The sequence below is a fragment of the Microcystis wesenbergii FACHB-1317 genome, from assembly GCF_014696875.1.
GTDB lineage: Bacteria > Cyanobacteriota > Cyanobacteriia > Cyanobacteriales > Microcystaceae > Microcystis > Microcystis wesenbergii_A.
Genome location: NZ_JACJQV010000081.1, coordinates 1 through 15,923 on the forward strand (window position 1 = coordinate 1; position 15,923 = coordinate 15,923).

A 15,923-nucleotide genomic window follows, 5' to 3' on the forward strand; every position below is an offset into this window, starting at 1 on the left:
TAATCCATAATTTTGCTAATAAACATAGCAAAATTATAGATGATTTCCTGACCTAAGATCACATTTTATTCTTTTTTCCACTTCAATCTAAGAATTGAGAAAAAAGCAAAACCCTCCATTATACCATAAAAAAATTATGCAAGAGGTCTATTTTCTGATTCAAAAATAGCGATAGTTCGATCACTAAAATAAACAAAGATAATTTCTTCTTCAGGATCGATTAACCAACCCATTTGAGTGCCGTGATCTAGACAATAAAGGATATTTTTAACAACTTTAGTCTGATTTTGGTCAGGAGAGAGAATTTCAATCAACCAGTCAGGAGCGATCGCAAAAGTATTTAATACTTTTCCCTCGGCATCGCGAGGAATATTTTCCCAGAGAAAAACTGAAACATCAGGAACTAGAGAACGACTGCCAAAAGTACAACGCAATTGAGGATAGGCACGGGCAATTCGTTGGGGTTTTAGACTGGCGTTAATAGCTGGAACCAAATCACCTTGAATAGTGCTATGTTTAGCTTGGGGCATGGGTTTGGGAATAATTTGACCATCAATAAATTCCCTAGAGGGTTGAGTTTCTGGTAATTGCAGAAATTCCCTTATTGTCAGGGAATTATTAACAGTTACAACCATAAATTTTTTTTATTGATCGTTATGATCGTTAATTTTATCGCAATTTCTCCAAGCAGACGGGATCAGCAATACTCGCCCCGCTAATAATTATTACAAAGTATTAACTTCTCTCTCAGAAATGGGACAAAAGGCTGCTGGGTTGCCGCTGCTTGCCAAAAATCCCAAGCACCGACGAGTATATGTTTCAGCCTTTTCTCCACTCTGGCTTATTTAGGGTTGGCTGAATATCAGTGTAACCCTTTCCAGGGGAGCGAGGTCATTTTGTTATTCGGACTTCCCCAACCGACTCCTAACCCCACCAATAAACTTTTTGCCGCAAACCCTATCTAAAGAGGTATTGACAGCCATAGCTAATGATGATATGGCGGATAAGCTGCCCGCGCATTTAAATTGCTTGTTGAGACGAGGCAAGAGGCACTCTTGCAAGAGGCAACAGTAAAGGGATTGGGGGAGATTCGGCTAATCTTAAGAATAAGCGCTTTAAATGCGTCTTAGCTTATCTACCTTCGGGAAACCGCCACCAGTGCCTTATCGCAGCCCGAATTAGTCCAGAATCAACTCACTCCGGGTTGATGGCATGGCAACTTTTAGGCAAAAATGGTGCTTTTGCCGCCAAAAAAGCCTATATTTTGGCTATTTACCCCCAGTTGACCCCCGACAAAAGGAAAGATTTTTGATTTTTGCAGCAGGTTGACTCTCATGAAGAACTGGTCACGGTTTCCTGATAGGATAAGGTGACTTGGGATTAACTTATGGTGTTGAAAATATGTCTCTAAAACCTTACATTTCTCGCTTATTAGCTTTGGTTCTCGTCCTGGTCATCGGATTGATGGGTTGTTCTAGTAGTTCGGGGTTAACGGGTAATTATGGAAAAGATACCCTGACGGTGATTGAAACTTTAACCACAGCCCTTGATTTAGTCAAAGATGACCCGAATAAAGCGGCAGTTGAGTCGCAAGCAAAGGAACAAATCAACGATTACATCTCCCTCTACCGACGAGATAAAAAATCCGGGGGTTTGCGTTCTTTCACTACTATGCAAACAGCCTTAAACTCTCTAGCTGGTTATTATACCGCCTACGGTTCCCGTCCCATCCCCGACAAACTCAAACAACGTTTAAAACAAGAATTTAAACAGGTGCAATTCTCTCTCCAGAAAGGAATTTAGATACAGTTATCAGTTATCAGTGATCAGTTATCAGTGATCAGTTATCAGTTATCAGTGATCAGTTATCAGTGCAACTCGACCTAATATTATAAGCTGTACTGAATTTAAACTGCGTATTGGAAATTTTAGTACAAATGCTCGAACTTCCTCTCCCTGCTCCCAACTCCAGCACTCCAGTGCAGTCTTAACGAGTAATTTAGATAGTCAACAGCTTGGTGGGATTGTTAAGTGACAGGTATTAGGTGCGGGTAACAGTGCTGTCTTTTCCCTGATTACTGATGACTGTTGACTGAAATGACTCCTGCAAAATCAAGCCAAATCCGGTTAGACTAGAAATACAAAGCGTATTATAAAAAACTACAAAATTGATTCAAGACGAAACCCTAGAATTATTGGAATGGCCGCGGCTATGTCAACACCTAGCTACTTTTGCAGCGACTAAACTCGGTGCGATCGCGATTCGTCAATTGCCTTTACCGGAAAGCAAAGAGGAAAGTTTAAACCTACTCTGCCAAACCAAAGAAGTTTATAGCTTAGAACAAAAATTAGATAGCCGTCTTTCCTTTGATGGGATTAGCGACATCGGCGATGCCCTAGAAAGGGCGCATCTGGGGGGTTTATTATCGGGACAGGAACTTTTAAATATTGCCACGACTTTGGCCGGAGTGCGACGTTTACGGCGTTTAATTGACGAACAGGAAGATATACCGGTTTTAAAAGAGTTAGTAGCGGAAATTCGCACCTATCCAGAGATAGAACAGGAAATACACCGTTGTATCGATGAAGATGGCCGGATATCTGATCGCGCTAGTCCCCAATTACGCGAAATTCGGGGACAAATGAAGGTGATTAAAGAGCGAATTTACCGAAAATTGCAGGATATCATGCAAAAACAGGGCGGTGCCATCCAAGAAGCGGTCATTACCCAAAGAAGCGACCGCTGGGTGATTCCCGTCAAAGCAGCGCAAAAAGAGCAAATACCGGGCATAATTCACGATACTTCCAGCACAGGGGCGACTTTTTACATTGAACCTCACTCTATCGTTGACCAAGGCAATCAACTGCGGCAATATCGTCGTCAGGAACAAATCGAAGAAGAAAAAATCCTGCGGCAGTTAAGTAATCTGATCGCCGAAGCCTTTGAGGACTTAGAATATTTACTAGCGATCGCTACTAGGCTCGATCTGGCCACCGCCAGGGCCCGTTACAGTTTATGGTTAGAGGGTAATCCCCCCCACTTTATCGATGGTTCGGAAACGATTACTTTGCGGAATTTGCGTCATCCTTTGCTCTGGTGGCAAAAACACCACGAACAGGGGGGGGAGGTCGTACCAATAAATGTGCAGATTAGCCCAGAAATTCGCGTTGTTGCCATCACTGGACCAAATACTGGCGGAAAAACCGTTACTTTAAAAACCCTCGGATTAGCGGCTTTAATGGCGAAAGCGGGCTTGTTTATTCCAGCGCGGGAACCGGTGGAGATACCTTGGTTCGATCAGGTTTTGGCCGATATCGGGGATGAACAGTCTTTGCAACAGAGTTTATCGACTTTTTCGGGTCATATTCGCCGGATTGTTCGCATTTTAGCGGCTTTAAATTCTCGTTCCTTGGTTTTACTCGATGAGGTGGGAGCAGGTACGGATCCGGCCGAGGGAAGTCCTTTAGCGATCGCTATTTTACAATACCTCGCCGATCATAGTTTACTGACGGTGGCTACCACTCACTACGGGGAATTAAAAGCGTTGAAGTATCGAGATTCTCGCTTTGAAAATGCCTCGGTAGAGTTTGATGATCGCACTCTTTCCCCCACTTATCGACTATTATGGGGCATTCCGGGGCGTTCTAATGCTTTAACTATTGCCCAGCGTTTGGGATTAAGTCCCGAAATTGTGGCCGAAGCGAGAAATCATCTGGGGGGGTTATCGGAGGAGATAAATCAAGTAATTGCTGGTTTGGAAGCGCAAAGACGAGAACAGGAGTCAAAAGCTAAGGAAGCTAGTCAATTACTGCAACAAACGGAGAAATTTTATACAGAAGTTTCCACGCGGGCCAATTCTCTACAGGAGAGAGAGCGAGAATTAAAGCGTTATCAGGAGCAGGAGATACAAAAGGCTTTACTATCGGCAAAAGCAGAGATTAATGACGTTATTCGCCGATTGCAAGCGGGAACAAAAACCGGTAAAGATGCCCAAAAAGCCACAGAGGAGTTAACTGCGATCGCAGAAAGGTTATTACCAAAAACGGAAAAAACTAAGGTTAATTATCGTCCGCAAGTGGGGGAAAGGGTACGCTTGCCCAATTTGGGACAAACTGCCGAAGTTTTAGCAATTTCACCGGAATCAGAGGAGATTTCCCTGCGTTTCGGGATGATGAAGATGACCCTACCCTTAGACCAGATTGAGTCTTTGGATGGTCAAAAAGTGGAAACTGCGCCAAAACCTGCCAAAAATTTGCCACAAACTCCCGCAAAACCCCAGGAGACTCCTTTAATTCGTACTTCTAATAATACCGTCGATATTCGCGGTTCCAGGGTGGCAGAGTCAGAAACGGATATCGAACAGGCGATCATCAGAGCCACCTCATCGGGTATATTATGGATTATTCACGGTAAAGGTACGGGGAAATTGCGTCAAGGTGTTCACGATTTCCTATCCCGTCATCCCCAGGTAAAACGCTTTCAATTAGCACCCCAAAATGAGGGGGGTTCGGGGGTAACTATCGCTTATTTAACTTAGGGTCTGCTGAATAGGTTTTTTGTCGGGTTAGAAGTCAGTATTCAGGAGACAGGAGACAGGAGATAGGAGTCGGTCGTCGGTCGTCAGGAGATAGGAGATTATTTTATTTATTCTCCCCACTTCCCCACTTCCCCACTTCATAATTCATACTTTGTGCTTTTTGTCAAAAAAACTTTTTTTTTGCAATAAAACTACACAAAAAAAAGATCATCGTTATGGGTGAAATTGACTGATTTACCCGTCTTAATTAGGATCACCTTGTAGGTGTGGCAAGGGTTTGAGCCATTGCTGCCCAAAAAAGCACATAATAACCCACTATGAAATTCTATCAAATCGCTGTAACCATTGTAACATCGTTGTTAAATAAAAATCTTTCTCAATTAATTCTTAAGAATTTATAAATATTGCGAAATGTTAATTTAAATATTCTCAAGTTTTTGGAGTCAGTCAATAATTTTTGCTTATCTTTAGCCAACATTGGGTTAGGAGACAGTATTCTCCGAGTCAGGAGTCCGGAGATAGGAGATAGGAGTCAGGAGATAGGAGACTTTTTTTATTTATTCTCCCCACTTCCCCACACCCTACACCCCACACCCCACACCCCACACCCCACATCCCACACCCCACTGTCCAAGAAGATTATTTTCTAGAGAATAAAACGTAAAAACAGGGAATAATAAACAGAGTTAACAGAGTTGCTAAAGACAAACCCGAAAAAACGACAATTCCTAAAGGTTGCAGGAATTCTCCCCCCTCTCCTAATCCTAAAGCGAGGGGAAATAAACCTAAAACCGTGGTCACGGTAGTCATTAAAATCGGTCGTAAACGTTGGGGAGCGGCCTTTAAAATAGCTTGTAGTCGAGTAAAACCGAATTCTTGCCGCAATTGATTCGCCAATTCCACCATAATAATCCCGTTATTAACCACAATGCCCACCAATAAAACCACCCCGACGATGACAATGGCATTAATCGGGGTTTTGGTCAAATATAGTCCGAAAATTCCCCCCGCTAGGGCCAAAGGAACGGTTAACATAATCACCAAAGGGTCTATGAGCGAGTTATACTGCACGGCCATGACCACAAAGACTAAAAATACTGATAAACCCGCTAATAAACCCAAAGAACCCTGAATTTCTTGATTAGACGTGGCGGCAGCACTGGGTAAAATGCTGATACCATCGGGTAAGGGAGTGGCGTTTAAAAGCGATTGTACCCCTGCGAGTGCGTCACTTAATTTCGCACCCTCGACCAAACTGCCGATAATAATAAAAACTTGACGCTGATTGATTCTCTGGATGACTCCGGGGGTTTTTCCCGCTTCAATCCGGGCTATATCTGCTAATTTTAAGTCTTCTTGTCTATTGACAAAAATAGGTATTTGTGATATGTCACTAATTTTTTGCCGCGAGTTGGGGTCCAATTGCACCCGGATATCGATTAATCTTTCTCCCCGTTGCAGTTGGGTGGGGATTGATCCTTGAATAGCGGTCCGTAGCGTTTGTCCCACTTCCAGGGTACTCAATCCCAAACTATTTAAGCGGGTCCAATCGGGTTTAATCTGGATTTCCGGTTGTCTGGGGTCAGCATCGGCACGAAAACGCGCACTAGGGACTTTTTCATCGAGAATACTGAGGATTTCTTCACCAGCTTGCTCTAAAGTTTTCCCATCGGGTCCCTGTAACATCACATCCACATCGGCACCGACGGAGGGAGAGTTATTAAGAATAATACCGCGCACTTGACCGGGAGTGAGACGCAAACGCACGTTAACGAGGTTTAATTGCTCTAGTGCTTTGCTCATGCGTTCGATATATGCTTCTGTATTAGTGCCTTTTTTGAGATTAATCGTACTAGAAGCGCGCAAAATATTTTCATTGGTAGTTGTGCCAAAAAGAGAACCGCCACTGGTAGTAAAAACATACTCAGTTTCTGGTTGTGATAATAAAATCTTTTCTACTTCCCGCATCACCTGACGGTTAGTGTTTAAATTGGTACCCGGGGGAAATTGAGCAAAAAGGTTCACCTGTCCGGTTTGAATACGACTAAAGACTTCCTGGGGGATATATTGCCAGAGATAGAAACTACTTCCCCCTAAAATTAAAAAGGCCAGCAGGATAACAGGTATTCTGTAGTGGATGATTTTAGCTAAAAAACGACCGTAGAGAATGGTTAAACCTTCTAGACGTTGACTAAAGACTTTTAAGAGCCAAAACCGATGGATACCACTAGAAACCCGCATATTTAACAAACGACTGGCCAACATGGGAACAACAGTTAACGCACACAACAGAGAAGCAGCCACAGCAAAACTGATAGTGAGGATAATCTCGTTAAACAGCAGGGAAATAAAACCACCCAGTAGTAAAAATGGCAGGATAGAGACGAGATTAGTCGCAGTGGAGGCCAATAAAGCAGATTCTACCTCTTGGCTGCTATTCCGGGCAATTTCTAAAAAATCTCGCTTATTTTGGTTTTGATTAACTTTGAGGGCAATATTTTCCAGCATGACAATGGAATTATCCACCACGATACCCACCCCTAGGGCCAATCCTCCCAAACTAAACACATTTATCGATAACCCGAATAACTTCATACAGATGATTGCGACGAGGGTAGAAAGAGGAATCGCTAGGGTAATGATAAAAGTCTGTCGCAGGGAACCGAGAAAGACGAATACAGTCAATCCTGCTAAAATTGTCCCCGCTAATCCCGAAGAAACCACGTTATTAACCGCGTTTTGGATAAATACAGACTCATCGGTAGTGGGGACGACTTGTATTCCCCCGGTCATTAACCCGGATTTTTTTAATTCTGTAATGCGTTTTTTGACCCCTTCTACCACAGCAATCGTGTTCGCATTCGGTTGTTTTTGGACGCTAACCCTCACGGCATTTTTTCCATTTAGGGTGACAAAAATTCTTTGTTCTTCTGTCCCATCGATAACTCTGGCCACATCCCGCAGATAGATTTTTTCTTCGGGATTATTACTATCGGTCAGCGCTAAATCTTGGATATCGGCTACGTTTTTAAATTTCCCCACCGCACGGGTTAAAGGTTCCCCAGTTTCTCCCTCTAGTCGGCCCCCAGAGATGTCCTGATTGCGTCTTTTTAGGGTGTCTAAAACCTGATTTAATCCCACTCCTAAAGATTGTAATCGCTGCAGGTCAATATTAACTTGAATTTCTTCTCTAACTCCCCCAATCACGTCCACCACTGCCACTCCTTCCACAAATCCTAATTCTCTCCCTAATTCTTCATCGGCAAATAATCTTAAATCTTTTAGGGGTAGGGTATCAGAAACGAGAGCGAATTCATAGACGGGTAAACGAGAGGGTTCAAATTTGTTTAAGCGCGGTTCCTCAATAATATCGGGTAAATTTTGTCGGACACGATTAAAACTTTCGGTAGCTTCATTTAAAGCGACATTTAAATCTCCCCCCGGTTGAAAAAATAAATCTACTCGCATCCTTCCCTCGCGAGTTTCTGAATAAACTTGCACTACTCCCTCGGTGGCACTCATTCCTTCTTCTAGGGGTTTAGTTACTTCTTCGAGAATAACTTCCGGGGAAACTCCCGGGACATTCATCCTTAAACTAATGCGAGGATAAGTGATAGAAGGAAGCAAATCTACTTGTAAACGATTTAGAAAAAAAAGACCGATGATGATAACTGCTATAGTTAACATCAATACTCCTATGTGACGACGAATTGACAGACCGCTTAGGGAGATGTTTTCTGACATGATTACCTATGGGGGAGAGTAAGGAGTGAACAGTGAACAGTAAACCCATAACTGATAACTGATTAATTGTGCATAACTCGACCGAAACTCCATAATTTTTGATAATAATGACGACTAACGCTATCCCTATCATCAGTAAGTAGATTTATAGCGATACCATTGTTACCTGTTTCTTTTCCTGAACTGTGGATATATTGATTATTCCCTAGATATAAAGCCACATGATTAACTCTTTTATCACCAAAAAAAATTAAATCTCCTGGGAGTAATTCCTCTCGGTTTATTTTTTGACAAAAAGCCTCCTGTTGATAGGAATCCCTCGGCAACCAAATACCAAAAGTGGCAAAAGCAGCCTGGATTAATCCTGAACAATCGTAATTAGGTGCAAGGGTTCCACCCCAGAGATAATGATTGGTACGGTTCCTTGCTTCCTGAGTAAAAGTGATAATCTCAGGAATATGTTTTTCTATGTCTGAACGAGTTAGAGGAATTTTTTGATAAGCTGTGGTGGCCACCGCAATTGCATCTAAATCTTCTCCGCATAACCAAGCTAAATAATTATCTTCCCTTAGCTGAATTTGTAGCCCTTTTTCGGTAATTTCTAGGGAAATAAATTTTAATTGTCTTCCCTGTTGTGCTTGGGTAGCTAACTCTTGACAACTGGGAGAATTGTAGAGATTTAAGTCTCTTATACAGAGATATTCTTGGGTCGATGATGGGGGAATAGAGATGATTTTCATAAAAAATAGATCAGAATTTATTGACAGAAACAAATGCCCAACTAGCCAAAAGCTAAGGGATAAAAACAAGGAGAATAACCTTAGTTCTGTCATCTTCAAGTTTCCACCTCTCTTAATTCTTGGCCACAGAGATAATTTATAACCGAACTGAATCCCTCAAATTCCTCTTGCCTAATTAACTTTTCAGGGTTCAAAAACCGCAAAAATAAGGATTAAATGGCATAAAATCTCTAAATAGACCATTTAATTGCTCATTATTCATTCTTAACTCTCCTGACTACTGGCTACTGGCTACTGATCCCTAACCCTAACAACAATTTTTAATTTTTACAACAGGTCTAGGATAGCCAGTTCCTTAACAATATGTTACAATAGCCGGCGAGGGGGGAGTGACCAATATCTGGAACTTTTGCGCTAGAGATAGATTCTATGGATCAGCAGTCACCTCCTAAAGTAAGCTTTTAATCAGATGTTGAGGTTAGTCCATGGCCAATGTTTCGGGGCGGTTTGAAAAGCAGGAATACAGCCAAAACTCAGAAAATACCGTCACGGTGGTCAGTTCGGTCATGTCCGGTTTAAAAAAAGCATCTCCCCTGCAAAAGGGCTTATTTTGGGGAATAACCCTCAGTTTTACCGCCCTAGTTTCCGCCACTGTTGGGGCTGCCGTCGCTTTAATTAGTCCCTTACCAGCGCCAATTGGGGCCATCTTCCAAAAAACGACTTTTCCCACCCAAACAGACATCCTTGAGGCTCAAGCTTGGAATAGCTTAATCAATCAGCAGCTTTCTCGTCCTGTTAATATTTTAGTTATGGGGATCGATCGAGTTTTAGATGCCAAAAACGGCGACGATGTATTTAAAGGTCGCAGCGATACCATGCTCCTAGTGCGCTTCGATCCTAGCGATAAAACCGTGAGAATGCTGTCTATCCCTCGCGATAGCCGCGTCAGAATCCCCGGCCACGGTTTCACTAAAATCAACGATGCTAACGTTCACGGTGGACCGACTCTAGCGGCGGAAGTGGTCAGTAATACTTTAGGGGATGTCACCGTAGATCGCTATGTGCGGGTGACTACCGATGCCTTTAAGGAATTAGTCGATTTAGTCGGGGGTGTAGAGGTTTATGTACCCGAACGAATGTATCATAAAGATGTCACCCAAAAATTAGAAATTGATTTACAAGAGGGTTGGCAAAATCTCAACGGCGACCAAGCAGAACAGTTTGCCCGTTTTCGTAACCAGCAATACGGCGATATCGGTCGCGTACAAAGACAACAAATTTTATTAAAAGCACTACAACAAAAGATTTTTAGTCCGACAATTCTCCCCAGTCTCCCGAAAGCAGTACAGGTTTTACAACAATATATCGATACGAATTTAAGCGTCGAGGAAATGCTGGCTATCGCTAATTTTGGCCGGGAAATTAAACAGGATGACTTAAGAATGATCCTACTCCCCGGCCGGTTTAATAACCTCGAGGAATACGATGGTCGCAGTTATTGGATTTTGAACCGTCGCGAAATTAGAACCATTGTGGCTAATAATTTTACCGATAACTATTCGCGGGGAGAAACCTCCATTTATAGTCTGCGGATTGCCATTCAAAATGCCACCCATACCAAAGGTTTAGCCCGTCGTACTCGCAATTATCTGGCCAAACAGGGCTACACAAATGTTTATATTAGCGATGACTCCTCCCAAAAGCTAGAAACCACGGCAATTATTGCTCAAAAAGGTGATATTCAGTCCGCTAACCTCTTGAAAAATCAATTGGGAATCGGTAAAGTAGAATCATCCTCCACTGGTGCTTTAGACTCAGACCTAACTATTCGGGTGGGTGATGATGTGGCCCAGTTTCTCAACGCTCAACAGTAACAATGTTGAAAAATTTTTTCAGTCTGGTTTTAATTATTTTGCTGGCGATTCTTTGGCTACTTTTTGCGGCCCGTCCGGTGGCTTTGGCCCAAGATAAAACGATTAACTATAGTTTTGCCCAGCTGCAAGATCGGGATTTTTCCCATCAGGATTTGCGCGGAGGAGTTTTCGCCGCTGCCGCAATGCGGGGAGTTAACCTAGAAGGGGCCGATTTATCCTATAGCATTCTCACCGAGGCTGTCCTCTTAAAAGCTAACTTAAAAGGGGCCGATTTAACCGCCTCTTTGGTAGATAGAGTTACCCTCGATTTTGCCGATTTAACTAATACTATTTTTACCGATGCGATCGCTACTCGCAGCCGTTTTTATGACACAATTATTACCGGGGCCGACTTCACTAACGCGGTGATTGATAACTATCAGGTCAAGTTAATGTGTGAACGGGCCGATGGCATTAATCCAGTCACGGGAGTGGCCACCAGAGATAGTTTAGGCTGTAATTAGCAATTCCGGGCAGATTCTAGCTGACTGCTCAAAAATAGCCTACCCCCTACACCCCGGCTATCTCGATCGAGACAGCAGAGATGTAGAATAAAAATACCGAGCGAGGCTAGAGAAAGGAGAGAGACTCTTGATAATCGTCATCGATAACTATGATAGTTTTACCTACAATTTAGTCCAGTATTTGGGAGAATTAGCCTCCGAGTTCCCGATCGCCTTGCCGATCGAGGTCTATCGTAATGATAAAATCGACTTGGCCACGATCGAACAAATGCGGCCGGATGGGATTGTCATTTCCCCGGGTCCCGGTCGTCCGGTCGATGCGGGCATATCTCTGGAATTAATCGCTAAATTTGGCCCCCGTTTGCCAATTTTGGGGGTCTGTCTCGGTCATCAAAGTATCGGTCAGGTATTCGGGGGGGATGTGGTCTCGGCCCCGGTCTTAATGCACGGCAAAACTTCCCCCATCTATCACAACAGTGAAGGGGTATTTCAAGGCTTAGAAAATCCTTTTACTGCCACCCGTTACCATAGTTTAGTGATCGAGCGCTCCACCATGCCGGATAATTTAGAGATCACGGCCTGGGTAGAAGATGGCACGGTCATGGGAGTCCGTCATCGGGATTACCCCCAGATTCAAGGGGTACAATTTCATCCCGAAAGTATTTTAACCACTGCCGGCAAGGAACTTTTAAGAAACTTTCTCCGATCCCTCTAGTGTTTACTAATCCCCAACCCCTGAAATTAACCTTAACTTGATTAATTCTGCATCTATATTTATGAAAAGGCGAGATTTTATCTTATCGGCGGGGGCAAGTTTCTTAACCGTGGCAGTAAGCTCAGTTTTAGCGGAAACTAAACCGAAACCCCCTAACCCCACTTCCCCCCAAAAACCCGATAATTCCCTCCTAGTCCAATGGTTGGGTCATAGTTGCTTTTTATTCACCGGAGGAGGACAAAGAGTCCTAGTTAATCCCTTCCGGGCCATTGGTTGTACGGCGGGTTTTCCTTTGCCAAAAGTAGAAGCAGATATCGTTTTAATTAGTAGTCAACTGTGGGATGAAGGGGCCGCCGAGGGTTTACCCGGTAATCCGAAAATTTTGTTTGAGCCGGGGGCCTATGATCTGGGTAAATTAAAATTACAGGGCATTAGTATCGCCCACGATCGCATGGGGGGGCAACGTTTCGGCATGAATGTGGCCTGGCGTTGGACCCAAGCGGGGATTAGTATTGTCCATTTAGGGGGGGCAGCGGCCCCGCTCGAATTAGAACAAAGAATTCTCTTAGGTTCGCCGGATTTAGCTTTTATTCCCGTGGGAGGTGGTCCAAAAAATTATAATCCCCAAGAAGCAAAACAGGCGCTCGAAGTTTTACAGCCGCGAATTGCTGTCCCGACGCAATACTTTACCAGTGCCGCCGATAAAAATGCCTGTGAATTGGTCTCTGTAGATGAGTTTCTCAAGTTAGTCAAGGATAAAAATATCCGTTTAATCGAGGACAATAAATTACGGATTCGTGCCGCCGATTTACCCAAAAAAGGGACGCTCATTCGCGTGTTTGACTACCGCAATCTGTTACAGAAATCCTAATTTTTAGGAGCCAATGACCTAGGCCTATTGATTAACTAATTTTACTCGATCGACGGTGCTGTAGATCATCTCCTAGTTCTCTAAAAATTGCTTTAACAATCTTAAGTATCTAAGCACAATTAATTACACATCTAAGCCACTACTCCGTCAGACTTCTGCTGTGAGTAAACAGTGAACTGAAAACTCAAATCCGATCCCTAATAGCTGTCTCCCGTCTCCCGTCTCCCGTCTCCCGTCTCCTGTCTCCTGTCTCGGAGTCTCGACTAGGAAATTAATTTTGCACGACTACTTATTAAAAATGTTTTTTCTGAAAGAATATCGCTCTTTTTTTAGACAGGGATGGACAATTGCGGTTTTACTAATTGCCCTGCTTGTTTCCCTGCCGATTTTATCGGTGACCAGTAGTTTATTAACTAATTCCAGTCAAGTTTGGCAACATCTGATCGAAACTGTTCTCTGGGATTATCTAGTTAATTCTTTTTGGTTAATGTGCGGGGTGGGCAGCGGCGTTTTAATCATCGGTGTCGGGACCGCTTGGTTAACAACGATGTGTCAATTTCCCGGTCGTCAACAATTTCAATGGTTATTACTACTACCCCTTGCCGCTCCCGCCTATCTCTTGGCCTATACTTATACCAATATGATGGACTATTTTGGTCCGGTGCAGACCTTCTTAAGAAGCGTTTTCGGTTGGAATAGTGTCGAAGATTATTGGTTTCCTAATATCCGTTCTCTTTGGGGGGGGATTCTGATGTTAATACTGGTGCTTTATCCCTACGTTTATCTGTTAGCAAGGGTCGGTTTTTTAGAACAATCTGTCTGCACAGTGGAGGCAAGTCGCTCCTTGGGATGTAATCCTTGGCGCAGTTTTTTTACCGTCGCTTTACCCCTAGCAAGACCGGCAATTATGGCGGGATTGGCCCTAGCTTTAATGGAAACTCTGAACGATTTTGGCACGGTGCAGTATTTCGGCATTAATGCTTTTACCACGGGAATTTATAATACTTGGTTTGGTATGGGAAATCGCATAGCAGCGGGGCAGTTATCCACAGTTTTAATGGTATTTATCCTCGTTTTAGTTTTCCTTGAACAATCCTCCCGTCGTCAAGCTCGTTACTATGAAATGACTAATCGTTTCCAGTCACCGACTAAGTACAAACTGGGATTTATTCGGAGTTTTTTGGCAATTATCTCCTGTTTTATGCCGGTATTTCTGGGGTTTATTGCCCCTGCTTTTTATCTAGCTTATCTAGCCTTTAATCATGCCCAAGAAACTTTTAATAATGACTTTTTTAGTCTATCAGGAAACAGTTTTTTTCTGGCTAGTTTAAGCGCAATTATTGCGGTAGTTTTAGCTTTAATTCTCGCCTACGGGGAAAGACTTAATCCGAATAAAACTCTTAAGGGTTCTGTGCGGATTGCGGCGGCTGGTTACGCTATCCCCGGCATTGTTATCGCGGTGGGGGTTTTAATTCCTATCGGCAAATTAGATAACTTTTTCAATCAAGTATTAAATATCAATTTAATTCTGAGCGGCACGATTTTCTGTGTGATTTTTGCCTATATTGTCCGGTTTTTAGCCGTAGCTTTTTCCACGTTAGAATCGAGTTTAAGTAAAATTAAACCTAGTTTAGATGATGCTTCCCGCAGCCTTGGCTATGGCACTGGTGCCACTTTAATTAAAGTGCATATTCCTCTTTTGTCGGGGGGATTATTGACGGCGGCTATGTTAGTTTTTGTCGATGTGATGAAGGAATTACCAGCCACTTTGGTCCTAAGACCTTTTAATTTTGATACCCTAGCGGTGCGCGTTTATCAATACGCCAGCGATGAACGTTTGGTGGAAGCGGCGGCCCCGGCCCTGGCCATTGTCCTAGTGGGATTAATTCCGGTAATTTTTTTAAGTTGGCAAATTTCCCGACGGGCGATCGATTAAAGTGGTGGCTGATTCCTAGACCAGTTGGCGATCGGCCAGCAGCTTAGTTCTATAGTCTAGTACAAAATAATGTTACAGTTCTTGACAAGACTACTAGAGAGGGGGGGTGTCAGTGATAGGATTCCCTAAAACCCCTTTTCTTTATTTTTGTAGAGAGAACAAAACCCTATGACAGAACTTTCTGGAAAAGCTCCTAAGTTCGGTGGCAGCACAGGCGGTTTACTCGCCAAAGCCGATCTAGAAGAAAAGTACGCCATCACCTGGACAAGCAGCAAAGAACAAGTCTTTGAAATGCCCACCGGTGGCGCCGCTATCATGAACGAAGGCGAAAATCTCCTCTATTTAGCCCGCAAAGAACACGCGCTCGCTCTTGGTACCCAATTCCGGACGAAATTTAAGCCCAAAATCGAAGATTACAAAATCTATCGGATTTACCCCAGTGGTGAAGTGCAGTATCTCCACCCTGCTGATGGTGTCTTCCCCGAAAAAGTTAACGCTGGTCGTGAATTTTTCGGCAAAAAAGACCGCAATATCGGCAAAAACCCGGAACCGGCGACAATTAAGTTCTCTGGTGTCACTCCCTACGAAGCATAAATAATCCCTAAAATCGAGAGTGGGGAGTTAGATTTAGAAGCCATTTGGCCCTAAGATTTAACTTCTGACTCTCGATTTCTCTGATCGCAATCGCAATCAATTGCTAGTTAGGGTTTGCTGAAAAAGTTTTCGTGGGGTTAGGGGTCAGTATTCAGGGGTCAGTATTCAGGAGATTGCTTTTATTTACTCTCCTAAGTAGCTGGTTATAATTAAATTAAACATGGATTTTAACTTCGATCCCCCCTGCCCCCCTTGATAAGGGGGGTGCCGATCCCCCCTGCCCCCCTTGATAAGGGGGGTGCCGATCCCCCCTTAATCCCCCCTTGATAAGGGGGGTGTCTGACAACTTTTAACACCTACCTACTTATCTCCCCTGATCCCCACTCCTTCATAATTCATAATTCATAA

The 15,923-nt window shown here is 43.4% G+C and carries 12 protein-coding genes; 9 read left to right on the plus strand and 3 right to left on the minus strand.

Annotation, left to right across the window (positions count from 1 at the left end):
- Positions 1-134: 134 nt before the first annotated feature.
- Positions 135-635, minus strand: coding sequence for a Uma2 family endonuclease (locus H6F92_RS04140; RefSeq protein ID WP_190356890.1), 501 nt, complete (start codon positions 633-635; stop codon positions 135-137).
- A 766-nt stretch (positions 636-1,401) separates the two neighbouring features.
- On the opposite strand from H6F92_RS04140, the gene psb27 reads away from it, so the two are divergent.
- The 3 genes from psb27 to H6F92_RS26970 all read left to right on the plus strand — a co-directional run bounded on the left by psb27 (position 1,402) and on the right by H6F92_RS26970 (position 5,188).
- A complete protein-coding gene (gene psb27, locus H6F92_RS04145) occupies positions 1,402-1,803 on the plus strand; it encodes a photosystem II protein Psb27 (protein WP_002783154.1) in 402 nt (133 codons plus the stop codon).
- A 365-nt stretch (positions 1,804-2,168) separates the two neighbouring features.
- On the plus strand, positions 2,169-4,538 hold the full coding sequence (locus H6F92_RS04150) for an endonuclease MutS2 (RefSeq protein WP_190356891.1): 2,370 nt from the start codon (positions 2,169-2,171) through the stop codon (positions 4,536-4,538).
- A gap of 404 nt (positions 4,539-4,942) precedes the next feature.
- Positions 4,943-5,188: a hypothetical protein gene (locus H6F92_RS26970; protein WP_265795608.1), complete on the plus strand. Its 246-nt coding sequence runs from the start codon at positions 4,943-4,945 to the stop codon at positions 5,186-5,188.
- On the opposite strand, the gene H6F92_RS04155 is transcribed toward H6F92_RS26970, so the two are convergent.
- Together H6F92_RS04155 and H6F92_RS04160 are read right to left on the minus strand one after the other, a co-directional pair.
- A complete protein-coding gene (locus tag H6F92_RS04155; RefSeq protein ID WP_190356892.1) occupies positions 5,178-8,282 on the minus strand; it encodes an efflux RND transporter permease subunit in 3,105 nt (1,034 codons plus the stop codon). The two genes, H6F92_RS26970 and H6F92_RS04155, sit on opposite strands and share 11 nt — an antisense overlap.
- A gap of 62 nt (positions 8,283-8,344) precedes the next feature.
- Entirely contained in the window at positions 8,345-9,022 is a 678-nt protein-coding gene (locus H6F92_RS04160; RefSeq protein WP_002796767.1) for a C40 family peptidase, read from the minus strand.
- A gap of 485 nt (positions 9,023-9,507) precedes the next feature.
- Here H6F92_RS04160 and H6F92_RS04165 point away from each other — a divergent pair, with 485 nt between their 5' ends.
- From H6F92_RS04165 to psaD, 6 genes are all read left to right on the plus strand, one after another.
- The gene (locus H6F92_RS04165) at positions 9,508-10,896 is read left to right on the plus strand and encodes an LCP family protein (RefSeq protein ID WP_190356893.1); all 1,389 of its coding nucleotides are present in this window, start codon (positions 9,508-9,510) and stop codon (positions 10,894-10,896) included.
- Positions 10,897-10,898: 2 nt separating this feature from the next.
- Entirely contained in the window at positions 10,899-11,399 is a 501-nt protein-coding gene (locus tag H6F92_RS04170) for a pentapeptide repeat-containing protein (RefSeq protein ID WP_002768627.1), read from the plus strand.
- A gap of 127 nt (positions 11,400-11,526) precedes the next feature.
- A complete protein-coding gene (locus H6F92_RS04175; RefSeq protein WP_190356894.1) occupies positions 11,527-12,114 on the plus strand; it encodes an anthranilate synthase component II in 588 nt (195 codons plus the stop codon).
- 61 nt (positions 12,115-12,175) lie between these two features.
- The gene (locus tag H6F92_RS04180; protein ID WP_190356895.1) at positions 12,176-12,985 is read left to right on the plus strand and encodes an MBL fold metallo-hydrolase; all 810 of its coding nucleotides are present in this window, start codon (positions 12,176-12,178) and stop codon (positions 12,983-12,985) included.
- 298 nt (positions 12,986-13,283) lie between these two features.
- On the plus strand, positions 13,284-14,921 hold the full coding sequence (locus H6F92_RS04185) for an ABC transporter permease (RefSeq protein ID WP_190356896.1): 1,638 nt from the start codon (positions 13,284-13,286) through the stop codon (positions 14,919-14,921).
- Positions 14,922-15,089: 168 nt separating this feature from the next.
- Entirely contained in the window at positions 15,090-15,515 is a 426-nt protein-coding gene (gene psaD, locus H6F92_RS04190) for a photosystem I reaction center subunit II PsaD (RefSeq protein WP_002740397.1), read from the plus strand.
- The last annotated feature ends 408 nt before the right edge of the window (positions 15,516-15,923 follow it).